Annotated in this window: 21 protein-coding genes (1 of these 21 cut by a window edge); 6 read left to right on the top strand and 15 right to left on the bottom strand. The window is 58.9% G+C overall.

Annotated features, from left to right (window positions below; translation table 11 throughout):
• The first annotated feature begins 134 nt into the window (after positions 1-134).
• A complete protein-coding gene (locus KGD89_RS25430; RefSeq protein ID WP_025262543.1) occupies positions 135-1,037 on the top strand; it encodes a peptidoglycan DD-metalloendopeptidase family protein in 903 nt (300 codons plus the stop codon).
• Between the two features lie 39 nt (positions 1,038-1,076).
• On the opposite strand, the gene KGD89_RS25425 is transcribed toward KGD89_RS25430, so the two are convergent.
• The 5 genes from KGD89_RS25425 to KGD89_RS25405 all read right to left on the bottom strand — a co-directional run bounded on the left by KGD89_RS25425 (position 1,077) and on the right by KGD89_RS25405 (position 6,144).
• Positions 1,077-2,417: a hemolysin family protein gene (locus tag KGD89_RS25425; protein WP_025262542.1), complete on the bottom strand. Its 1,341-nt coding sequence runs from the start codon at positions 2,415-2,417 to the stop codon at positions 1,077-1,079.
• 100 nt (positions 2,418-2,517) lie between these two features.
• Positions 2,518-3,804, bottom strand: a complete 1,287-nt coding sequence (phoR, locus tag KGD89_RS25420; protein ID WP_236249438.1) for a phosphate regulon sensor histidine kinase PhoR — start codon at positions 3,802-3,804, stop codon at positions 2,518-2,520.
• A gap of 99 nt (positions 3,805-3,903) precedes the next feature.
• Positions 3,904-4,593: a phosphate regulon transcriptional regulator PhoB gene (gene phoB / locus KGD89_RS25415; RefSeq protein WP_025262540.1), complete on the bottom strand. Its 690-nt coding sequence runs from the start codon at positions 4,591-4,593 to the stop codon at positions 3,904-3,906.
• Between the two features lie 100 nt (positions 4,594-4,693).
• A complete protein-coding gene (ubiA, locus tag KGD89_RS25410) occupies positions 4,694-5,584 on the bottom strand; it encodes a 4-hydroxybenzoate octaprenyltransferase (protein ID WP_025262539.1) in 891 nt (296 codons plus the stop codon).
• Positions 5,584-6,144, bottom strand: a complete 561-nt coding sequence (locus KGD89_RS25405; RefSeq protein WP_025262538.1) for a chorismate--pyruvate lyase family protein — start codon at positions 6,142-6,144, stop codon at positions 5,584-5,586. Before KGD89_RS25405 ends, ubiA begins: the two co-directional genes overlap by 1 nt.
• Positions 6,145-6,357: 213 nt before the next feature.
• On the opposite strand from KGD89_RS25405, the gene KGD89_RS25400 reads away from it, so the two are divergent.
• The 4 genes from KGD89_RS25400 (at position 6,358) to KGD89_RS25385 (ending at position 8,812) form a co-directional block, all read left to right on the top strand.
• On the top strand, positions 6,358-6,525 hold the full coding sequence (locus KGD89_RS25400) for a rubredoxin (protein ID WP_025262537.1): 168 nt from the start codon (positions 6,358-6,360) through the stop codon (positions 6,523-6,525).
• A gap of 78 nt (positions 6,526-6,603) precedes the next feature.
• Entirely contained in the window at positions 6,604-7,752 is a 1,149-nt protein-coding gene (locus KGD89_RS25395) for an NAD(P)/FAD-dependent oxidoreductase (protein ID WP_025262536.1), read from the top strand.
• A 190-nt stretch (positions 7,753-7,942) separates the two neighbouring features.
• Positions 7,943-8,218 carry an HU family DNA-binding protein gene (locus KGD89_RS25390; RefSeq protein WP_025262535.1) on the top strand — a complete coding sequence of 92 codons (276 nt, stop codon included), beginning with the start codon at positions 7,943-7,945 and terminating at the stop codon, positions 8,216-8,218.
• Between the two features lie 216 nt (positions 8,219-8,434).
• The gene (locus tag KGD89_RS25385; protein WP_025262534.1) at positions 8,435-8,812 is read left to right on the top strand and encodes a helicase; all 378 of its coding nucleotides are present in this window, start codon (positions 8,435-8,437) and stop codon (positions 8,810-8,812) included.
• Position 8,813: 1 nt separating this feature from the next.
• Here KGD89_RS25385 and KGD89_RS25380 read toward each other — a convergent pair whose 3' ends face one another.
• From KGD89_RS25380 to KGD89_RS25335, 10 genes are all read right to left on the bottom strand, one after another.
• Positions 8,814-10,775: a DUF7844 domain-containing protein gene (locus KGD89_RS25380; RefSeq protein ID WP_025262533.1), complete on the bottom strand. Its 1,962-nt coding sequence runs from the start codon at positions 10,773-10,775 to the stop codon at positions 8,814-8,816.
• Entirely contained in the window at positions 10,772-11,092 is a 321-nt protein-coding gene (locus KGD89_RS25375; RefSeq protein ID WP_025262532.1) for a DUF2388 domain-containing protein, read from the bottom strand. Before KGD89_RS25375 ends, KGD89_RS25380 begins: the two co-directional genes overlap by 4 nt.
• A 36-nt stretch (positions 11,093-11,128) precedes the next feature.
• Positions 11,129-11,434: a DUF2388 domain-containing protein gene (locus KGD89_RS25370; protein ID WP_025262531.1), complete on the bottom strand. Its 306-nt coding sequence runs from the start codon at positions 11,432-11,434 to the stop codon at positions 11,129-11,131.
• Positions 11,435-11,506: 72 nt separating this feature from the next.
• On the bottom strand, positions 11,507-11,824 hold the full coding sequence (locus KGD89_RS25365) for a DUF2388 domain-containing protein (protein ID WP_025262530.1): 318 nt from the start codon (positions 11,822-11,824) through the stop codon (positions 11,507-11,509).
• A 354-nt stretch (positions 11,825-12,178) separates the two neighbouring features.
• A complete protein-coding gene (locus KGD89_RS25360; protein WP_025262529.1) occupies positions 12,179-12,394 on the bottom strand; it encodes a DUF1127 domain-containing protein in 216 nt (71 codons plus the stop codon).
• A gap of 320 nt (positions 12,395-12,714) precedes the next feature.
• Complete coding sequence (locus KGD89_RS25355) at positions 12,715-14,208, bottom strand: acetyl-CoA hydrolase/transferase family protein (protein WP_025262528.1); 1,494 nt, start codon at positions 14,206-14,208, stop codon at positions 12,715-12,717.
• 181 nt (positions 14,209-14,389) lie between these two features.
• The gene (locus KGD89_RS25350) at positions 14,390-15,844 is read right to left on the bottom strand and encodes an NAD(P)(+) transhydrogenase (Re/Si-specific) subunit beta (protein ID WP_025262527.1); all 1,455 of its coding nucleotides are present in this window, start codon (positions 15,842-15,844) and stop codon (positions 14,390-14,392) included.
• Entirely contained in the window at positions 15,844-16,164 is a 321-nt protein-coding gene (locus tag KGD89_RS25345; RefSeq protein WP_025262526.1) for an NAD(P) transhydrogenase subunit alpha, read from the bottom strand. The genes KGD89_RS25350 and KGD89_RS25345 overlap by 1 nt, the downstream gene beginning before the upstream one ends.
• A 10-nt stretch (positions 16,165-16,174) precedes the next feature.
• A complete protein-coding gene (locus KGD89_RS25340; RefSeq protein WP_025262525.1) occupies positions 16,175-17,296 on the bottom strand; it encodes a Re/Si-specific NAD(P)(+) transhydrogenase subunit alpha in 1,122 nt (373 codons plus the stop codon).
• Between the two features lie 433 nt (positions 17,297-17,729).
• Positions 17,730-18,638: a LysR family transcriptional regulator gene (locus KGD89_RS25335; RefSeq protein WP_025262524.1), complete on the bottom strand. Its 909-nt coding sequence runs from the start codon at positions 18,636-18,638 to the stop codon at positions 17,730-17,732.
• A gap of 156 nt (positions 18,639-18,794) precedes the next feature.
• Here KGD89_RS25335 and KGD89_RS25330 point away from each other — a divergent pair, with 156 nt between their 5' ends.
• Positions 18,795-19,417: the 5' portion of an acyl-CoA dehydrogenase gene (locus KGD89_RS25330; protein ID WP_025262523.1), read on the top strand. The gene runs 559 nt beyond the window's last position; only the first 623 of its 1,182 coding nucleotides appear in the window; it begins with the start codon at positions 18,795-18,797; its stop codon lies off the right edge, out of view.

The raw sequence follows: 19,417 nt of genomic DNA, 5'->3' as shown, positions 1-19,417 counted from the left end.
GGAGCACCGCACAGCGGCACCATGGCGTGTGTTTCTTGACGCCTCTACGATTATCGATTGATATCGCGGTGTCCATTTCTGCGCTCAACGCTGCTAGGCTTGGCCGCTCTTGTCCGTGACCCAGAACATTTCTGATGCTTGAACGCCTGCTGATCCTGACTGCCCTGACGCTGGCCGTACAAACGGCGGGTGCGGTCACGATTTATAAAACCGTCGATGCAGATGGCGTCGTTTCGTTTTCCGACCGTCCTGCACCCGGTGCTTCTGTCGTGGTGTTCAGGGACCGGATGGTCGAGCATTTCGAGAAGCAGGTGCATCTGAGCGTCAAGAAGGAAGGCGGTGTCCACAGCCTTTATGTGCGCAACGATCTGTATGCGCCGGTCGAGGTTGAGCTCAAGCTTTCCGGGCTGAGCAACGTGCTCGGGGTGACGGGATCGTCGTCAACCATTCGCCGCACCGTGCCTGCGCGCAGTAACGAACGCATGATCGTGCTGAGCCCCAAACAGACGGGCAAGGCCATGAACTACGCCTCGATACTGACTTCCACTCTGGGAGACTCTAAGCGGGCTACGCAGGCCTACAAGTATCCTTTGCCGTGGGTGGGCGGGCCGTTCCGACTGACTCAGGGGCCTGGCGGCAAATACAGCCATTACGGCCCGAAGGGGCGTTACGCGATGGACATCGCCATGCCGGAAGGCACGCCCATCATCGCGGCGCGTGCAGGCACGGTAGTGAAGGTCGAGAACAATCAGACTGGCCGAGGCTCGAACCCGTCAGGCAATTTCGTGCGAATCCTGCACAATGACGGCACTATGGGCGTCTATCTGCACCTGATGCGTGGCTCGGTGAGTGTCAGGGAAGGCCAGCAAGTGCGCGTCGGCAGCCCGCTGGCGCGCTCTGGCAATACCGGCAACAGCACCGGCCCGCATTTGCACTTTGTCATCCAGCGCAATACGGGTCAGGCGCTGGAATCCATTCCCTATGAATTCGCCTCGCCGGTCCAGAGCCTGCCCAATTTCGCCGTGGGCGGGAATTAGGGCTTCGCGAATAAATTCGCTCCCACGGAGCGAACGCTATCAGTCGATCTTCAGCACCTTGGCCAGCACGATCTTCGGACCTTTCATCTTCTTGATGATGATGCGCAGGCCTTCGACTTCCATCTGCTCTTCCTCTTCCGGCACCCGTTTCAGGGTTTCGTAGATCAGGCCGGCCAGGGTTTCGGCCTCGATGTGGTCCAGATCGATGCCCAGCAGGCGTTCGACCTTGAAGAGCGGGGTATCGCCCCGTACCAGCAGCTTGCCCGGCTGGTAGGCGAGGATGCCGCGTTCGACCTTGCGGTGCTCGTCCTGGATGTCGCCGACCAGCACTTCCAGCACGTCTTCCATGGTCAGGTAGCCGATGATCTTGCCGTCAGCTTCTTCCACCAGCGCGAAATGCGCGCCACCCTTGCGGAACTGCTCCAGCAGTTGCGACAGCGGCATGTGCCGTGAGACGCGCTCCAGCGGGCGGATCAGTTCGGAGAGGTTGAAGGATTCCGGAATATGGTCCAGTGCCGCCAGTTCCAGCAGCAGATCCTTGATGTGAAGCAGGCCGACGAACTCGTTGTTCTCGGCATCGTAGACCGGATAACGGCTGAATTTGTGACGACGGAACTGGGCCAGGATTTCCTTGAGCGGTGCGTTGCAATCCAGGGAAACCAGGTCTTCGCGGGAGTTGGCCCAGTCGACCACTTCCAGCTCGCCCATTTCCACGGCCGAAGCCAGCACGCGCATGCCCTGATCGCTGGGGTCCTGGCCACGGCTGGAGTGCAGGATCAGTTTCAGCTCGTCGCGGCTGTAGCTGTGTTCATGATGCGGGCCGGGCTCGCCCTGACCGGCAATGCGCAGGATAGCGTTAGCGCTGGCGTTGAGCAGGTAGATGGCCGGGTACATCAGCCAGTAGAACAGATACAGCGGCACGGCGGTCCACAGCGACAGCAGCTCGGGCTTGCGAATGGCCCAGGATTTGGGCGCCAGTTCACCGATCACGATATGCAGGTAGGAAATGATGAAGAATGCGGTGAAGAACGACACGCCTCTGATCACTTCTGCGGATTCCACGCCCATCGCACTGAGCAGCGGTTCCAGCAAGTGGGCGAAGGCAGGTTCACCGACCCAGCCCAGGCCGAGAGACGCGAGGGTAATACCCAACTGGCAGGCCGACAGGTAGGCATCCAGTTGCCCGTGAACCGTGCGCAGGATGTGGCCGCTCCAGCCGTTTTTCTTGGCGATGGCCTCGACGCGGGTCGAGCGCAGTTTGACCATGGCGAACTCTGCTGCAACGAAGAAGCCGTTGAGCAGGACCAGGAACAGTGCAAAAAGAATCATGCCGAAATCGGCGAAGAGTGAAGCCGTCGTGAAACTAGGGGATGGGTCCATGGTGGGGTTTTGCGGAATCCGTTGTATTCAAAGATAAGGGCGTGCGGCACAGGAAATGGCGCCATGAACGAGGCAATGTAGCGGCTCGCAGCGAGCTTGCCTAGTAGTCTGGATCCACATCTCCGGGTTTTGCCAACTGAATGGCGGCGAAATGGCAGGTAAATACGCTGCCTTTGCCCATTACGCTGTTGATTTCAAGTGTGCCGCGATGGCGCAGCAACACATGCTTCACGATCGCCAGGCCCAGGCCGGTACCGCCGGTATTGGAGGCGCGGCTGGTGTCGACGCGATAGAAACGCTCGGTCAGACGCGGCAGGTGCTTGGTTTCGATGCCGATGCCCGAGTCGTGCACGCTCAGGTGTGCGCCGCGGTCATCGGTCCACCAGCGAATACGGATATTGCCTTCCGCTGGCGTGTATTTCACGGCATTGAAGATCAGGTTGGAAAATGCGCTGCGCAGCTCGGTTTCGCTGCCCTTGAGCTGCATGTCGCTTTCCACATCGAGGGTGATCTGGTGATTCTTGCTGGCTGACAACGCCTTGGCGTCGGCCTTGATGGTCTTGAGCAGTGTCACCACGGCGACCGGATGGTTGTCCGAGGGGTAGTCAGTGGCTTCGAGCTTGGCCAGCAGCAGCAAGTCGTTGAGCAGCGTCTGCATGCGCCCGCCTTGCTGGTGCATCTGCTGCAAGGCCCGCACCCAGCGCGGATTGACCTCTTCGACGTTGTCGAGCAGCGTTTCCAGATAGCCGAAGATCACTGTCAGCGGCGTGCGCAGCTCGTGGGAAACGTTGGCGACGAAATCTTTGCGCATCTGTTCCAGTTGATGGATCCGCGTGACATCGCGCACCAGCATCAGGTGCTCGTTGTTGCCGTAGCGGGTGATCAGCAACTGGATGCGCAGGTGGTCCTTGGTTGGCGAGGGGATTTCCAGCGGCTCGCTGTAGTTGCCCAGCGCGAAGTATTCCTTGAAGCGTGGATGGCGTACCAGGTTGGTGACCGGCTGGCCGCTGTCTTGAGGCGTCTTGAGGCCCAGAAGCGTTTCGGCAGCGCGGTTCCACCATTCCAGGTTGCCCTCGCTGTCGAGCATGATGACCGCATCGCGCAAGGCTGCGGTGGATTCCTGGACCCGGTCGATGACCGCCTGCAGGCGACCCCGTACGCGCTGATCCCGGCGTTGCAGGTGATAGATGCTGTCGAAGACTTCGCCCCACAGGCCATAGCCGTCAGGTGGCGGCTCGTCAGTGCTGTGGTTGCTCAGCCATTCATGCAGGCGCAGCAGTTGCTTGAGGGTCCAGGCCAGGTAAAGCCCCAGCCCGATAGCCAGGCTCCAGCCGTACTCGCCACTGATCAGGCCGACCACGAGGCAGGCGGTGACCAGCAGCAACATGTGGCGTATCAGCGTGCCGTGCCAGTTTCGATTCAATTAAAGGTACATCCTTGACGGGTACACATTGGCCGCTGCCTTGTGTCTCTACGCAAACGGCTCTCAGCTTTTGGTGGAAAAGCGATAACCGGTGCCGCGCACGGTTTGTACCAGATTCTCGTAAGCATCACCCAGGGCTTTGCGCAGGCGCCGGATGTGGACGTCCACGGTACGCTCTTCGACATACACGTTGCCTCCCCATACTTGATCCAGCAATTGGCCGCGAGTGTAGGCACGTTCCTGGTGGGTCATGAAGAACTGCAGCAGACGGTATTCGGTAGGGCCCATTTCCGCAGGCTTGCCATCGATGGTCACGCGGTGGCTGACCGGGTCGAGCAGCAGGCCGCCGACTTCTATCGGCGCTTCGCCATCGCTCGGGCCTGCACGGCGCAGCACGGCTTTCAGGCGGGCAACCAGCTCCCGTGGGGAGAACGGCTTGGTGATGTAATCGTCGGCGCCGACTTCCAGGCCCTGGATCTTGTTGTCCTCTTCGCCCTTGGCCGTCAGCATGATGATCGGGATGTCACCGGTCAGTTCGTCGCGCTTGAGGCGTCGCGCCAGCTCGATACCGGATGTGCCGGGCAGCATCCAGTCCAGCAGGATGAGGTCTGGCTTGCGGTCGACGATGATTGCGTGGGCCTGCTGGGAGTTTTCCGCCTCCATGCAGTCATAGCCAGCCATTTCCAGTGCGACGGCGATCATTTCACGAATGGGGGCTTCGTCGTCAACGATCAGGATGCTCCTGCCAGCCATGCTCGAACCTCTTGTCATTTAACTGTCTTGGGGCGCATTAGATAACGGAAATATTGCAGTCGTGTGACATCTTGAGATGAGGCTAGCACGAGGGCCGAAATCAGCGCAGTGCGTAGTCCGCCACAATCCCCAGGAAGATGGCCAGTCCGGCCCAGTGGTTATGCAGGAAAGCCTTGAAACAGGCGTCCCGGTCCTTGAGGCGGGTGCTCCAGTACTCCCAGGCAAAACAGCCGGCGGCCACCAGCAGGCCTGTGTAGAAAAAGGCGCCCAGCTCGAAGCGAATGCCAGCGAGTATCAGGCAACCCAGTGCCAGGCCTTGCAGCGTCAGGATGATGATGCGGTCGGCATCCCCGAACAGCACGGCAGTGGATTTCACGCCGATTTTCAGATCGTCGTCGCGGTCCACCATGGCGTAGTAAGTGTCGTAGGCCACGGTCCACAACAGGTTGGCGATGTAAAGCAGCCAGGCGGCGGCAGGCAATGCGCCTGTTTCTGCGGTGAAGGCCATGGGCATTCCCCACGAGAATGCAGCACCCAGTACCACTTGCGGGTAATAGGTATAACGTTTCATGAACGGATAACAGGCAGCCAGCGCCAGCCCGCCGAACGACAGCCAGACAGTCGTCGAATTGGTCAGCAGCACCAGCAGGAAGCTCAGGGTCACCAGAATGGCGAACAGCGCCAGTGCTTCCCGCGAACTGACCTTGCCGCTGACCAGCGGGCGCTGCTCGGTGCGTTTTACATGGCCATCCACCTTGCGGTCAGCGAAGTCGTTGATGACGCAGCCGGCGGCACGCATCAGAAACACGCCGGTCACGAAAATCAGCACATTGGCCAGCGAGGGTGAGCCCTCACCGGCAATCCACAAGGCCCAGAGCGTTGGCCATAGCAGCAGGTAGACGCCAATCGGCCTGTCGATGCGGGTCAGCTGGATGAAGTCCCAGGCGCGAGGGTTCAGGCGATTGAGGGATTTGAGCAACGACAGGTACATCAGGAGTGTTCCTCGTTCTTGAGGGCGTTCCAGAAACTGGGCAGAAAAATCTCGGCAACCAGCACGCTCAGCGGGCCACGGCTGAAGCACGAACGGCGAGCCCACAGATCGCTGGTGGCATCCGCTTCGGGCAGCCAGGCCTCAGGGTAGCGGCAGACTTGCAGCGGGCCGCGCTCGAAGGCCTTGTCGCTGAACAGTAACTCGCCCAGCGAGCGTGTGCCCAGTTCATCCATGTTCAAGCCGCCTTCGAGCAAGGCACTGCGGGCCGCGACGCTGCGGGCGAATACCCACTTTTCGCCGCGACCGCGCAAATACACTTCACGCACCCAGCCCAGACTGGCCTCGGGTAGCTCAAGAGCGGTGCATTCGTCGGGGCGCAACGGCTGCCAGCCTTCAAACAGCAGCGTGACGCTGAAGCCGTCTGACGACAGGCGCGTCAGGCGTCGGGTCAGGGAGTCCTGATTGAACAGCCAGTCGAGAATCAAGGGCCCCGGCACATTGGCCAGTTGCTCGTGTTCAAGCCATACGGGGGCAGGCAATGCGGGGTTTTGCTGGGACACGGTAAGCGATTATCGGCAGTCAACAAGAAGTGGGAGCTTAGCATGATTGCCGGGGCTGACCGACGATTGGTCGTGCACCTGGTATCACAAACAGGCTTGCATATGAGTGCTGTGGACAGTACAACCCTCGCGGGGATTTGACTCCAGAAACACGAGCCAGTGGCAATAGACCGCTGCGCCAGTATTTAGCCTGATCATCGAGGGACCCGAACCATGAAAAAGTGGCAATGCATTGTCTGTGGCCTTATCTACAACGAAGCCGATGGCTGGCCCGATGACGGTATTGCGCCCGGCACTCGCTGGGAAGATGTACCCGAAGACTGGCTTTGCCCGGATTGCGGTGTCGGCAAGATCGACTTTGAAATGATTGAAATCGGCTGATCCAGCAGAATATCTGCCGGCTTCACTGGCCTTTTTCGCCAGCAAGCGGCTTCCCACACTTTTTTGATGAGAGAAGTAATGAGCGCACCTGTCGTCATCATCGGTACCGGCCTTGCGGGCTACAACCTCGCCCGTGAGTTTCGCAAACTGGACGGCGAAACACCGCTGTTGCTCATTACGGCCGATGATGGCCGCTCCTACTCCAAGCCCATGCTGTCCACCGGCTTTGGCAAGAACAAGCAAGCCGACGAACTGAGCATGGCACAACCCGGCGCCATGGCAGATCAGCTCAAGGCGCACGTTCGCACCCATACCCGCATCAGCGGCATCGATCCCGGCCACAAGCGACTGTGGATCGGCGAAGAGGCGGTGTACTACCGCGATCTGGTGCTGGCATGGGGCGCGGAAACCATTCGGGTTCCTGTGGAAGGGGATGCGCAGGACGCCATTTTCCCCATCAACGATCTTGAAGATTACGCCCGCTTCCGCGAGGCGGCGGCAGGCAAAAAGCGGGTTCTGATCCTGGGCGCAGGCCTGATTGGTTGTGAGTTTGCCAACGACCTGATCCTTGGCGGCTATGAGGTCGATCTGGTCGCGCCCTGCGAGCAGGTCATGCCGACCCTGTTGCCTCCCGCTGCTGCGGCTGCGGTGCAGGCGGGGCTCGAAGGTATTGGCGCCCGTTTCCATCTGGGGCCGATCCTTAGCCGTCTTCAGCGCAATGAACAGACACTTGAAGCGCACCTGTCCGACGGGCAGGTGATTGCCTGCGATCTGGTCGTCTCGGCCATCGGCCTGCGTCCACGAGTCGATCTGGCTGCTGCTGCCGGTTTACTCACCGGGCGCGGTGTCGTGGTTGATCGGCACCTGCAGACCTCGCACGCCAACATCTATGCCTTGGGCGATTGTGCTGAGGTCGATGGTCTGAACCTGTTGTACGTCATGCCGTTGATGAGCTGTGCCCGTGCCTTGGCGCAGACACTCGCCGGTACGCCGACGGCAGTGAAATATGGCCCGATGCCTATCACCGTAAAGACGCCGGTTTGCCCTCTGGTGGTTTCGCCACCTCCTCGCGGGACCGAAGGAAGCTGGAGTGTCGAAGGCGAGGGCGCGGACATCAAGGCCGTGTGTCATGACGCCGAAGGCCAGTTGCTGGGCTACGCCCTGACGGGAGCCTCAGTGTCGGAGAAACTGGCCCTGAACAAGACGTTACCCCCTCTATTGCCCTGAATATGGGGCGTTTTGTCGGATATGTCGCTTTTTTCGTCCTATAAACGTTAAGCATGTACTGGCGCGTGCCTCAACGGCATGCCATCCTCGGTTACGTCTGCCGCTACGTAGAGCCGTCGCGGCACCTTGTCGCTGCTTTACCCAGGCAGTACGGGACATAAAAACAAAAAACCGTAAAGAGGCTTCATACATGCGTAAACCAGATATTGCAGCCGCTATTGCTGAAAAAGCGGATCTCACCAAAGAACAGTCCAATCGCGTTCTCAACGCCATTCTTGAAGAAATCACCGGCGCACTGCACCGCAAGGACAGCGTGACCCTGGTGGGCTTCGGTACCTTCCTGCAACGCCATCGCGGTGCCCGCACCGGCAAGAACCCGCAAACGGGTGAACCGGTGAAAATCAAAGCCAGCAATACCGTTGCCTTCAAGCCTGGCAAGGCTCTGAAAGACAGCGTCAATCCATAACATTCACTGCGCGCCTTGGCGGGAGGCGAGCAGTCATTGAAACGGGCACACCCATTGGATGGGGTGCCCGTTTTTTATTGCTCAGGATTGCGTTTATAAGAAATGATTCGATCTTCGCCGAAAAACACGATTGTCCTACAGGATTGCCGCCAATAACCCGCTACACTGCCTCACCAATCGCTCTGACCGGGCTGACTTTCTGCTGAGGCAATGTGTATGAAGTTTCGTTTCCTGCTCTGGATGCTGGGCCTTCTGATGGCTCGGGCCAGCCGTACCAATCCTGCGTTTCAGCAGCAGCTTGCCGACAAGGAGCTGACCTTTCAGTTGCAGACTGCCGATGGCAAGGTCGCTCGTCATTTCATCGTCAGTGGCCAGCGCATCCGCAGTGCCGGTGGCGTGGTTGCCGAACCTGCATTCGCCATTGTCTTTCGCGACGCGGCCTTCGGGTTTGCCACGATGCAGGCCAGTAACAAGCAACTGGCGTTCATGAAGGGGATTCAGGACAAGGACATCCAGATCAAGGGCAATACTTCGCTGGTGATGTGGTTTCAGGGCCTGACCAAATACCTGAAACCGAAAAAGAAGGCCAACTGATTCAAGGCAGCTGCAACCCGCCTGCGGCTTTGTGAAGCTCGCGCAAATGTTCACCCATCTGTTTGAGATTGGCTTCGTTGGCCGCGATTTCAGTGGCGCGTTCCGGCTCAAGCAAGGCACGTACTTCCTTGTCGAGATCGCCGGTCAGACGCTTCAATTGCTTCTGGCGCTGGCTGCTCTCTGCTTCAAGTCGCTGCCACTCGCCCGCCTGTGGCAATCCATAACCGCTGCTGCCCAGCAATTCGGCTGGACGGCTGAGAAAGCCGCTGCTGGCGAGAATCTCTTGCAGCGTCTTTGACGCCTGGGAGACGCTGCCGTCTTTCTGTTCCCTTGCTCCGAGATAGCGTTGTTTCACTTCGTCCTGGGCCAGCAGCAATTGCCGGCGCAGGCTTGCCTGTTCCAGCAGCAGAATGGCGGCACTGGTGCGCAGATCGGCTTTATCGAACCACTGGCTGCGTTCTTTGGCTGACAGCAGCAGCCAGTCTTCGACGGTGGTCTGCGGGATGGGCAGATGCTTCTTCAAGACCTCGAACATCGCCTGATAGCGGTCGCGATAGGAGTCGAAGCGATAACCCATGCGCAGCGCTTCCTTTGGATCGTCCAGCACGCTGGTGTCGGCAAGACCGCGGCCTTTGAGCACTTCCAGCAAACCGTTGGGCAGGATGCTGTCCAGGCCGACAAGTTTGGGGTTGTGGGTGCCGCTGCGTAGCAGCTTGAGGTTTTCCACAGCACAGTTGTTGGACAGGAAGTAATAGTTGCCGTCGTAACTCCAGTGCATCTCGGCCGCATGTTGCACCAGCCCTTCGATTTCCGGGCGGGACAGTTTGATCGGCACGGAGGCGAGGCTGCGCAGTTCGGTCTTGGTGTATTCGTCGATGACCTGGGCCAGCGGCAGCACAAACAGTCGCGACGGATAAGCTCCCATCAGGCCGTCCCAGCTGGACAGTTGCACATCGCCCACGAATGCACGGTAAGACAGGACCAGATGTTGATCCAGGTCCAGGCGGCAATCAGGCCCGCGTGGTCGTCCCGGCTTGCAGATCACCAGGCGCAACATGCTGTGGCCCCAGCGGCTTACCCAGTTCTGGTTGGCTTCAGCCAGCAGGTAGTCGACTTCATAGACCCGCTCCGGATCAAGCTTGCCCAGAGGTTCGCGTCCGAAATCGCTCCCCGCATTCAGGTACGGGAAGAAGGACGGGCACTCGTCTTTCTGCGGCGGAGCCCAGCCGAAATGTTCCTTGTAGTAGGCGTACAGGGCCGGACGGCGGCAGGCGTAGGCCGGGTCGAGCAGGAAGTACTCCATGTTCACGGCCACGAATTCCAGCGGGCTGGTGGTTTCGTAGATGTCCGGGCTGCGTGCGACCTGCCCGTTGTGTTCCTCCCGCTCGCCGCGTCGGCCGACATATTGCGGCCAGCCTGCCAGGTCCAGCAGGCGCGGATCATCGCTCAGGGTGAAGCGTCGCTCGGTTTCGCCACGGCAACTGTCAGGCAGGCCAATGTTACCTGCTGAACTGTTCTGGCGTGAGCAGCGGAAAATCAGGGCGCGCTGCGTTGAAGACCACAGGCGGGCGCGATCGTAGACGTGGGTCAGCTCGTGCAGAACCGTGGCGAGCATTTCACGCCGGACCGTGCCGTGAGGGCGTCCGGTCTGGGTGGTGGCTGCCGAGCCGTCGGTCAACGGCGCCAGCAGTTTTGTATTGAGATAAAGCTGGTAGGGACCGGCAGCCTGGCCATAGGCGTTTTCAGGCATATCGCCGGACCAGCGCACTTCAACACGCCGGTCCAGATCCTTGATGAAGCTTGGCGGCAGGGCGCGCATGGCTTCATCAAGGAGTGTCTGGCTCGCATGTTGTTGGGCTGGGGTCAGGTCGTCGGTCTGCAGCTCAAGCGTCAGGCTGGCAAGAGCATGGGGTGCGACCAGCGACAATGCGCCGGCAAGCAGCCAGGCGCCAAGTCGTCTCACAGAGCGAGAATGGCTTCGGCCAGTGTCCGGTCACTGGCATCACGTGCTTCAGGCACGCGGGTGCGCAGGGTATCGAAAGCGGCATCGAGTTGCGCGCCGTGGATGTCACCGTCGCTGGCGACATAGCTGGCGGCGTCGTCTTTGGCCTGGATAACGACCTTGGAGTCGCGAATGGAGGTCGTGGTGTCCGAGGTGAAGTCGATGGAACGACCGAAAGCGCGAACGATGATATTGCTCGTGGCCACGACGGTCTGGGCCTGGGCAATGTCTGCCATTACTAGCAGGCCAAGGGTAGCGGCAATCAGCGGGGTACGCATGTAACGTCTCCAGTTACGCAAAGAGGTCGAAAGTGACTATTGGACGAGGATTGTTTCTGCCAGTTCAAGGTCGCTGGCATGAAGTTTTGACTGGGTGTTTCGCAGGTTGCGCAATGCTGACTCCAGTCGGACACCGCGGATCTGGCCGTCAGTGGCAACGAACGCCGCTGCATCATCCTGAGCGGCCAGGATCAGTTTTCTGTCGAAAGGCGCAGTGGTGACCTGAGTGGTGACGTATCCGGTAATGACCAGGCTCTGTGTCGTCGTATCAAAGGCCTGAGCCGGGCTGACCCAGATCAGGCTGGCGACTGGAGCTGCAAACAGAAGAGGTAATAAACGCATGGCTTTCAATGGCTGGAAAAACGAGGTCCAAGGCTAGCGCAATGCCAGCCCTGGAGCTACCCCAGGACTGGCTTAGATGGCCAGAATGGCCTGGGCCAGTTGTGTATCTGTTGCGCTCAGGTTCGGGTATTGCTGGCGAATGTGCTGGAACGCGCCTTCCAGTTGAGCACCGCGGATGTCGCCTTCGCTGGCCACGAAGCTGGCAGCTTCGTCACGGGCGGCACGGACGATCTTGTCGTCTCTCAAGGAAGAAGAGGCATCGGAAGTGGCTTCGCTGGAAGCTGCCACTGCGCCCACGACTGCATCGGTAGTGACGATGAAGCTGGTGGCGCTTGCACTGGCAGCCGCTGTCAGCAGTGCGGCTGCAGCGAGGATACGGAACAGAGTCATGGTGGAATTCCAAAGTGTGACGGAGTGGGCATTAGCCTATCGCAGCCGTCATGAGATTGTCATTGCAGGGTGCAGGCCGGTAGGCGAATGGTTTACGTGGAACCGGATTTATCCGGGAAGAGCCCCCGTACATTCTCTGCATCTCTGCTGGTAGCGAATGAGGCTTCCCGGGTGTCAGCCGCCGTGCGCCAAACTGTACAGGTATTTATTCCTGTTGGTAAAACTGTACCTGTTCCGGGATATTTCAGTCCACAAACGACAAGGCCCGTCTCGGTTGTCTGAGACGGGCCTTGTGTTAAACAATTTGGGGTGCTGGTGAGAGACCTGTGAGGTCTGGACCAGCGGGCGCTTGAGTTAGCGCCAGAACGGCTTGCTCAGCTCTTCGTAACGCTGTGCTTCGCTGATACCTGCGTCGGCGAGCAGACGTGCATCCAGGCGAGCCAGTTGGTGGCGGCTGGAGAGACGACGCTGCCAGAGCATCAGGTTGGCGAGTACGCGCAGAGGCCATGCAGCTTGAGCGGTGTTGACGGTGCTTTCGTTGAACAGGTCGGAACTGACTGTACGTTCCATGGTGTGACTTCCTTCCGCTTGTGGCGGGTTTAGAGAATGACTTGACTGGTGCCTATCTTCCTCTCAGTCGGCCAGTATCTATAGACACAGTTCATTTGTATTGTGATGGTTCAGTTAACTGTTTATAGGCACTGTTTTGTTCATAAATGGGGCAACTGTACCGGTGAGCACTTATATGGTGCATTTTGTGGTCGGGCGTGGTGGGTTTTGCTGTTTTTAGCCGTTTTTTGACCGGTACAGAAGTACAGTTTTTTTAAGATAGGTTGAGTGACACTGGAAAGTGAGCCAAGAAACCTCTTGCTCACTTGCAACTGTGTTCCTCAGGTCGGCAGCATGCGACCAGTCTCTTCCAGGTTGATGTGCCAACTCAGTGCTTCGCGCAGGATGTGCGGGGTGTGTCCGCCGATGGCGCAGGCGGCCGCAAAGTATTGATTCAGAGCCTCGCGATAGTCTGGATGCACACAATTGTCGATGATGATCCGTGCGCGTTCGCGAGGTGCCAGGCCGCGCAGATCGGCCAGGCCCTGCTCGGTCACGAGGATGTCTACATCGTGCTCGGTGTGGTCGACATGGCTCACCATCGGCACCACGCTGGAAATCGAACCGCCCTTGGCGATGGATTTGGTGACGAAGATGGCCAGGTGGGCATTGCGCGAGAAGTCGCCGGAGCCGCCGATGCCGTTCATCATCCGGGTACCGCAGACGTGGGTCGAGTTCACGTTGCCGTACAGGTCGAATTCCAGTGCCGTGTTGATGCCGATAATGCCCAGGCGGCGAATGACTTCAGGGTGGTTGGAGATCTCTTGGGGGCGCAGCACCAGGCGTGACTTGTAGCGATTGAAATCCGAGAACACTTGCTCGTGCTTGGCGGCGGACAGGGTCATGGAGCTGCCGGATGCGAAGCTCAGTTTGCCGGCATCGAACAGGTCGAAAGTCGAGTCCTGCAGCACTTCGGAATACATGGTCATGTCATGGAACGGCGAATCCAGCAGGCCGTGCATCACGGCATTGGCGATGGTGCCGATCCCGGCCTGCAACGGCATCAACTGGTTGGTCAGCCGGTCTTCGCGCACTTCCTTCTTGAAGAACTCCACCAGATGGTTGGCGATGGCCTGGGTCTCGGCATCCGGCGGCAGTAAAGTTGAAGGTGAGTCGCCCTGATCGCTGATGACAATACCGACGATCTTTGCCGGGTCGATCTTCACGGCGCTGCTGCCAATGCGTGAGTCGGCATCCAGGACCGGAATCGGCAGGCGGGTCGGCCGATAGCTGGGGATATAGATGTCGTGCAGGCCTTCCAGCTCCAGCGGCTGTGACAGGTTGATCTCCACGATCACCTGCTTGGCCAGGATCGCGAAGCTGGCCGAGTTGCCGACCGAAGTGCTCAGCACCAGATGGCCTTCTTCGGTAATCGCCACGCATTCGATGACGGCCAGATCCACTGCCTTGATCTGGCGGTTGCGCAACTGTTCAACGGTATCGGACAGGTGCTGGTCTATGAACATGACCGTACCGTTATTGATGGCTTTGCGCAGCGTATTGTCGACCTGGAAGGGCATGCGACGAGACAGCACGCCGGCTTCGGTCAACTGCTTGTCCAGATCGTTGCCCAGGCTGGCGCCGGTCATCAGGCTGATCTTGAGTGGCGACACTCTGGCGCGTTCGGCCAATGCGTGGGGAACGGCCTTGGCTTCACCGGCGCGGGTGAAGCCGCTCATGCCGACGGTCATGCCATCTTCAATCAAGGCAGCGGCATCTGCTGCACTCATTACCTTGCTCATCAAAGAAGGCAAGCGGATACGGTCGCGGTACATGGATTCTGTCTCGAAGGTGGAAGCGAGGGTCAAGTCTAGAGATTCAGGGATTTTCCGTCCCGCGACCAAGGTCGCATTGGAGGCCTCTAATCAGGGCCTTTCAAGGCAAAACACTGTTACGCGGAATGTAAAAAAGCCCCAGGCGCAGAACGCACTGGGGCTTTTCTGAAGCGAATTGAGGCTAAGCGTTTTCCACAGCCTTAACCATGTCCTCGATCACCTTTTTGGCGTCTCCGAACACCATCATGGTTTTATCCATATAGAACAGTTCGTTGTCCAGACCGGCATAACCGCTGGCCATGGAGCGCTTGTTGACGATGATCGTCTTGGCCTTGAAGGCTTCGAGAATCGGCATCCCGGCAATCGGCGATTTGGGGTCGTTGCGGGCTGCCGGGTTGACCACGTCGTTGGCGCCCAGCACCAGCACCACATCGGCCTGACCGAACTCGGAGTTGATGTCTTCCATCTCGAACACCTGGTCATAAGGCACTTCGGCCTCGGCCAGCAGCACGTTCATATGCCCAGGCATACGGCCTGCTACCGGGTGGATGGCGTATTTCACGGTGACGCCGTGATGGGTCAGCTTCTCAGTCAGTTCTTTGAGTGCATGCTGCGCCCGTGCGACTGCCAGGCCGTAGCCCGGGACGATGATCACGGTGTCGGCGTTGGTCAGCAGGAAAGTAGCATCGTCGGCCGAACCGGATTTGACCGGACGCGCTTCCTTGGCATTCGCCGGGCCACCGGCTTCGGTTGCGCCGCCGAAGCCGCCACCGATCACGTTAAAGAATGAGCGGTTCATGGCTTTGCACATGATGTAGGACAGAATCGCACCCGAAGAGCCCACCAGCGAGCCGGCAATGATCAGCATCGAGTTGTTCAGCGAAAAGCCGATACCTGCCGCTGCCCAGCCCGAATAGCTGTTGAGCATCGACACCACCACGGGCATGTCCGCGCCGCCAATCGGGATGATCAGCAGCACGCCGATCACGAAGGCCAGGGCCAGCATGATTGCGAAGGCGGTCAGGTTGCCGGTGAACGTGAACGTCAGGCCAAAGAACAGCGTGGCCAGCCCGAGAATCAGGTTCAGCTTGTGCTGCCCGGCAAACTGTACCGGTGTGCCCTGGAACAGACGGAATTTGTACTTGCCCGACAGCTTGCCGAAGGCGATCACCGATCCGGAAAAGGTGATTGCCCCGATGGCGGCGCCGAGGAACAGCTCCAGGCGGTTACCGGTGGGTATCGCATCGCCAAGGTTGCGCACGATGCCCAGCGATTGTGGCTCCACGACGGCGGCAATCGCAATGAACACCGCTGCAAGACCGATCATGCTGTGCATGAAGGCGACCAGCTCCGGCATTTTGGTCATCTCGACACGCTTGGCCATGATCGACCCCGCCGTGCCACCGACCAGCAGGCCGACCACGATATAGCCAATGCCCGCGCTGGTGCCTTCGACGGTCGAAAGGGCCGCCAGCTTGAAGACCAGGCCGACGGTGGTGATCACGGCCAGGCCCATGCCCAGCATGCCGAACAGGTTGCCGCGACGGGAAGTTGTAGGGTGCGAGAGTCCTTTAAGCGCCTGAATGAAGCAGATCGAAGCGACCAGGTACAGCAGGGTGACCAGATTCATGCTCATTACTTCTGCACCTCGTCTTTTGCCTTGGGTGCTTTTTTCTTGAACATTTCCAGCATGCGCCGGGTGACCAGAAAACCGCCGAACACATTCACGGCAGCCAGGGCCACGGCAAGCGTGCCCATGATCTTGCCCAGCGGCGTGACCGTCAGGGCGGCAGCGAGCATTGCGCCGACAATCACGATGGCGGAAATGGCGTTGGTCACGGCCATCAGCGGCGTATGCAGGGCAGGCGTCACGTTCCAGACCACGTGGTAACCGATATAGATCGCCAGTACAAAAATGATCAGGTTATAGATACCAGGGGAGATCAACTCTTCCATTGTCTTGTCCTCAGCCGTTCTTGCGAATGACTTGGCCGTCGCGGCACATCAGGCACGCGGCGACGATGTCGTCTTCGAGATTGATCTGCAACTGGCCGTCCTTGTCGAACAGCAGCTTCATGAAGTCCAGCAGGTTGCGTGCGTACAGCGCCGAGGCGTCAGCCGCGACCAGGGCGGGCAGGTTGGTATGGCCGACGAGGGTCACGCCGTGCTCCACCACCACCTGATCGGCCACTGTCAGCGGGCAATTGCCGCCTTGTGCCGCGGCCAGATCGATGACTACCGAGCCGGGCTTCATCTGTGCCACGGTTTCGGCACTGAGCAGCACCGGTGCCTTGCGGCCTGGGATCAGTGCGGTCGTGATCACAATGTCAGACAGCTTGGCGCGCTCATGCACGGCGACGGCCTGACGCTGCATCCAGCTCGCAGGCATTGGACGTGCGTAACCGCCAACCCCTTCGGCGCACTCGCGCTCTTCATCGGTTTCGTACGGTACGTCGATGAATTTGGCACCCAGAGACTCGATCTGCTCTTTGACAGCAGGTCGCACGTCGGAAGCCTCTACTACAGCGCCCAGTCGCTTGGCCGTGGCAATGGCCTGCAACCCGGCAACACCGGCACCGAGCACCAGAACCCGAGCGGCTTTCACGGTGCCTGCAGCAGTCATCAGCATCGGCATGAAGCGCGGGTAGTGATGGGCTGCCAGCAGTACGGACTTGTAGCCGGCGATATTGGCCTGGGACGAAAGCACATCGAGGCTTTGCGCACGGGAGGTGCGCGGCGCCGCTTCCAGGGCGAAAGCGGTGATGCCGCGTTCGGCCAGCCTGGCGATGGTTTCGTTATTGAACGGGTTAAGCATCCCGATGACGATCGTGCCGCTCTTTATCAGAGCCAGTTCGCTGTCGTTGGGGGCTGTGACCTTGAGGATAAGCTCACCTGCGAAGGCTTCGCTTGCTCCACCGATGGTGGCGCCCGCCGCTTCATAGGCACTGTCTGGCACGCTGGCATGGATGCCCGCTCCGCTTTGCACAGTGATTCTATGGCCTTGGCTGATCAGCTTTTTGATGGTTTCCGGGGTGGCAGCAACCCGTGTTTCACCCGTTTGGGTTTCAAGAGGAACACCAATGTGCACGTCAAATCTCCTGCGTGATCTTTTTATCTTCATAAATAGGCCAGCGCACTACGGCTGGTGCATCTGGGGTGGCCGATCAGCATGCCCCCAGGCCTTGAAAGCCTTGGGGGCGGAGCATTCTGCAATTGAAGTCTGGGCGCTTCAACACATTCTGTAACGAGACTATAAATTAACTACAAGTCATCCTGTGACCTATTGTCGCAAGTGATGGCTGTAAGCCTTTATTTATAGGCCTATCAGGAGATTCCATCTGAAAATTGTGGAAAAGAGGAATTTTTCAGGGATTTGCCCGAAACGCTTCAAAAACAGCCAAAGACCCCGTAAATAAAGAGCATCAGTCAATTTTTGCGTCATGGTGAAAGATTGTCCTCAAGCGACAAAACCTTATATTTGTAGGTGTTTATAAGGCATCACTACTTTCTGGTTTCGGTGCTCAATCCCTTGCTGGTGGCAGCCTGTAGTCTTTTGCCTGATCGATCAGCCAATCCCGGAATGCGCGCAGAGACGCTGATTCGACTTTTCGCTCCGGAATCATCAAGTGATAGGCCTTGATGCTGGAGAGTGCATGGGTGTTGGCAATGACCAGTCGCTTTTCCTGTAACTCGCGTTGAATCAGAAAGGGAGGAATCAGGGCAATTCCCATCTCGTGCATGGCTGCCTGGGCAAGCATGGAGAATAGCTCGTACCGAGGGCCTGTCATGTCGCGAGGGATATTCAGGTGCTGCGCGTTGAACCACTGTCGCCAGGCGTAAGGCCGCGTGGTCTGTTGCAGCAGTGGCATCTCGGCGATTTGCCTGGTATCCAGGCTGTGCCGTCCTTGCATGAGAGCCGGGCTGCAGATCGGCATGGGGTTCTCGCTCATGAGGCGATGGGCCTCGGTGCCCGGCCAGTCGGCATCGCCAAAGTAGATTGCGGCGTCGAAATCCGTATCGGCAAACAGGAAGGGGCGAGTCCGGTTGGTGAGGTTGACCGTGACTTCAGGGTGGCGCTGCTGGAAATCCTTGAGCCGTGGCAGCAGCCATTGCGTGCCGAAGGTGGGCACGACCGCCAGTTCAATCACACTGGCGCCTTGCTGACCCATGATCGACAGCGTGTCGCGCTCCACCGCATCCAATTGCGCGGCAACGCGACGGCTATAGGAAAGGCCGGCTTCGGTCAGCTTCACGCCACGCCTGGAGCGTCGGAACAGTTCGATGCCCAGGAATTCTTCCAGGCTGCCGATCTGCCGGCAGATGGCGCTCTGGGTCAGCGACAGTTCGTGTGCCGCCTTGGTAAAGCTCTCGTGGCGAGCGGCGGACTCGAAGCTGACGAGTGCGGCTGTGCTGGGTATTTTTCGCCGCATGTACGCTGGCCTCACTCGTCGTTGATAGATCTGGCGTTTATACGAATCACGGAGTGAGAAATTAGCACAAGAGCTTGAGTAATCGTCGTTTGTCGCCTTGTGAAAGCGGGTCTAGGATCACTTCACAACATTTGCGAGCGACGCGAGGAGTGAGTCATGGGTGGTAAAGCAAGCTTCAACTGGATTGATCCGCTGCTGCTGGATCAACAGCTCACAGAAGAAGAGCGCATGGTGATGCGCAGTGCTGAACAGTTCGCCCAAAGCAAGCTCGCTCCCCGGGTGCTTGAAGCCTTTCGTCATGAGCAGACCGATCCTGCCATTTTTCGTGAAATGGGCGAGGTCGGCTTGCTGGGTGCGACCATTGCGGAAGAGTTCGGCGGCAGCGGCCTGAATTACGTGAGCTACGGACTGATTGCGCGGGAAGTGGAGCGCGTCGATTCGGGCTATCGCTCAATGATGAGTGTTCAGTCTTCTCTGGTGATGGTGCCGATCAATGAGTTCGGCACCCTGGCCCAGAAGCAGAAGTACCTGCCAAAACTGGCGTCCGGCGAGTGGATCGGCTGTTTCGGCCTCACCGAGCCTGATCACGGTTCCGATCCGGGTGCGATGATCACCCGGGCGCGCAAGGTCGAGGGTGGGTATCGCCTGAGCGGCAGCAAGATGTGGATCACCAATAGCCCTATCGCGGATGTGTTTGTGGTCTGGGGCAAGGATGACGAGGGCGACATTCGCGGCTTCGTCCTGGAGAAAGGCTGGGCCGGGCTGAGTGCTCCAGCGAT

It is taken from the genome of Pseudomonas cichorii (assembly GCF_018343775.1).
Taxonomy (GTDB): Bacteria; Pseudomonadota; Gammaproteobacteria; order Pseudomonadales; family Pseudomonadaceae; genus Aquipseudomonas; species Aquipseudomonas cichorii.
Note: the sequence above shows the minus strand (reverse complement) of the source record. Positions and strands in the feature narration are given on the sequence as shown.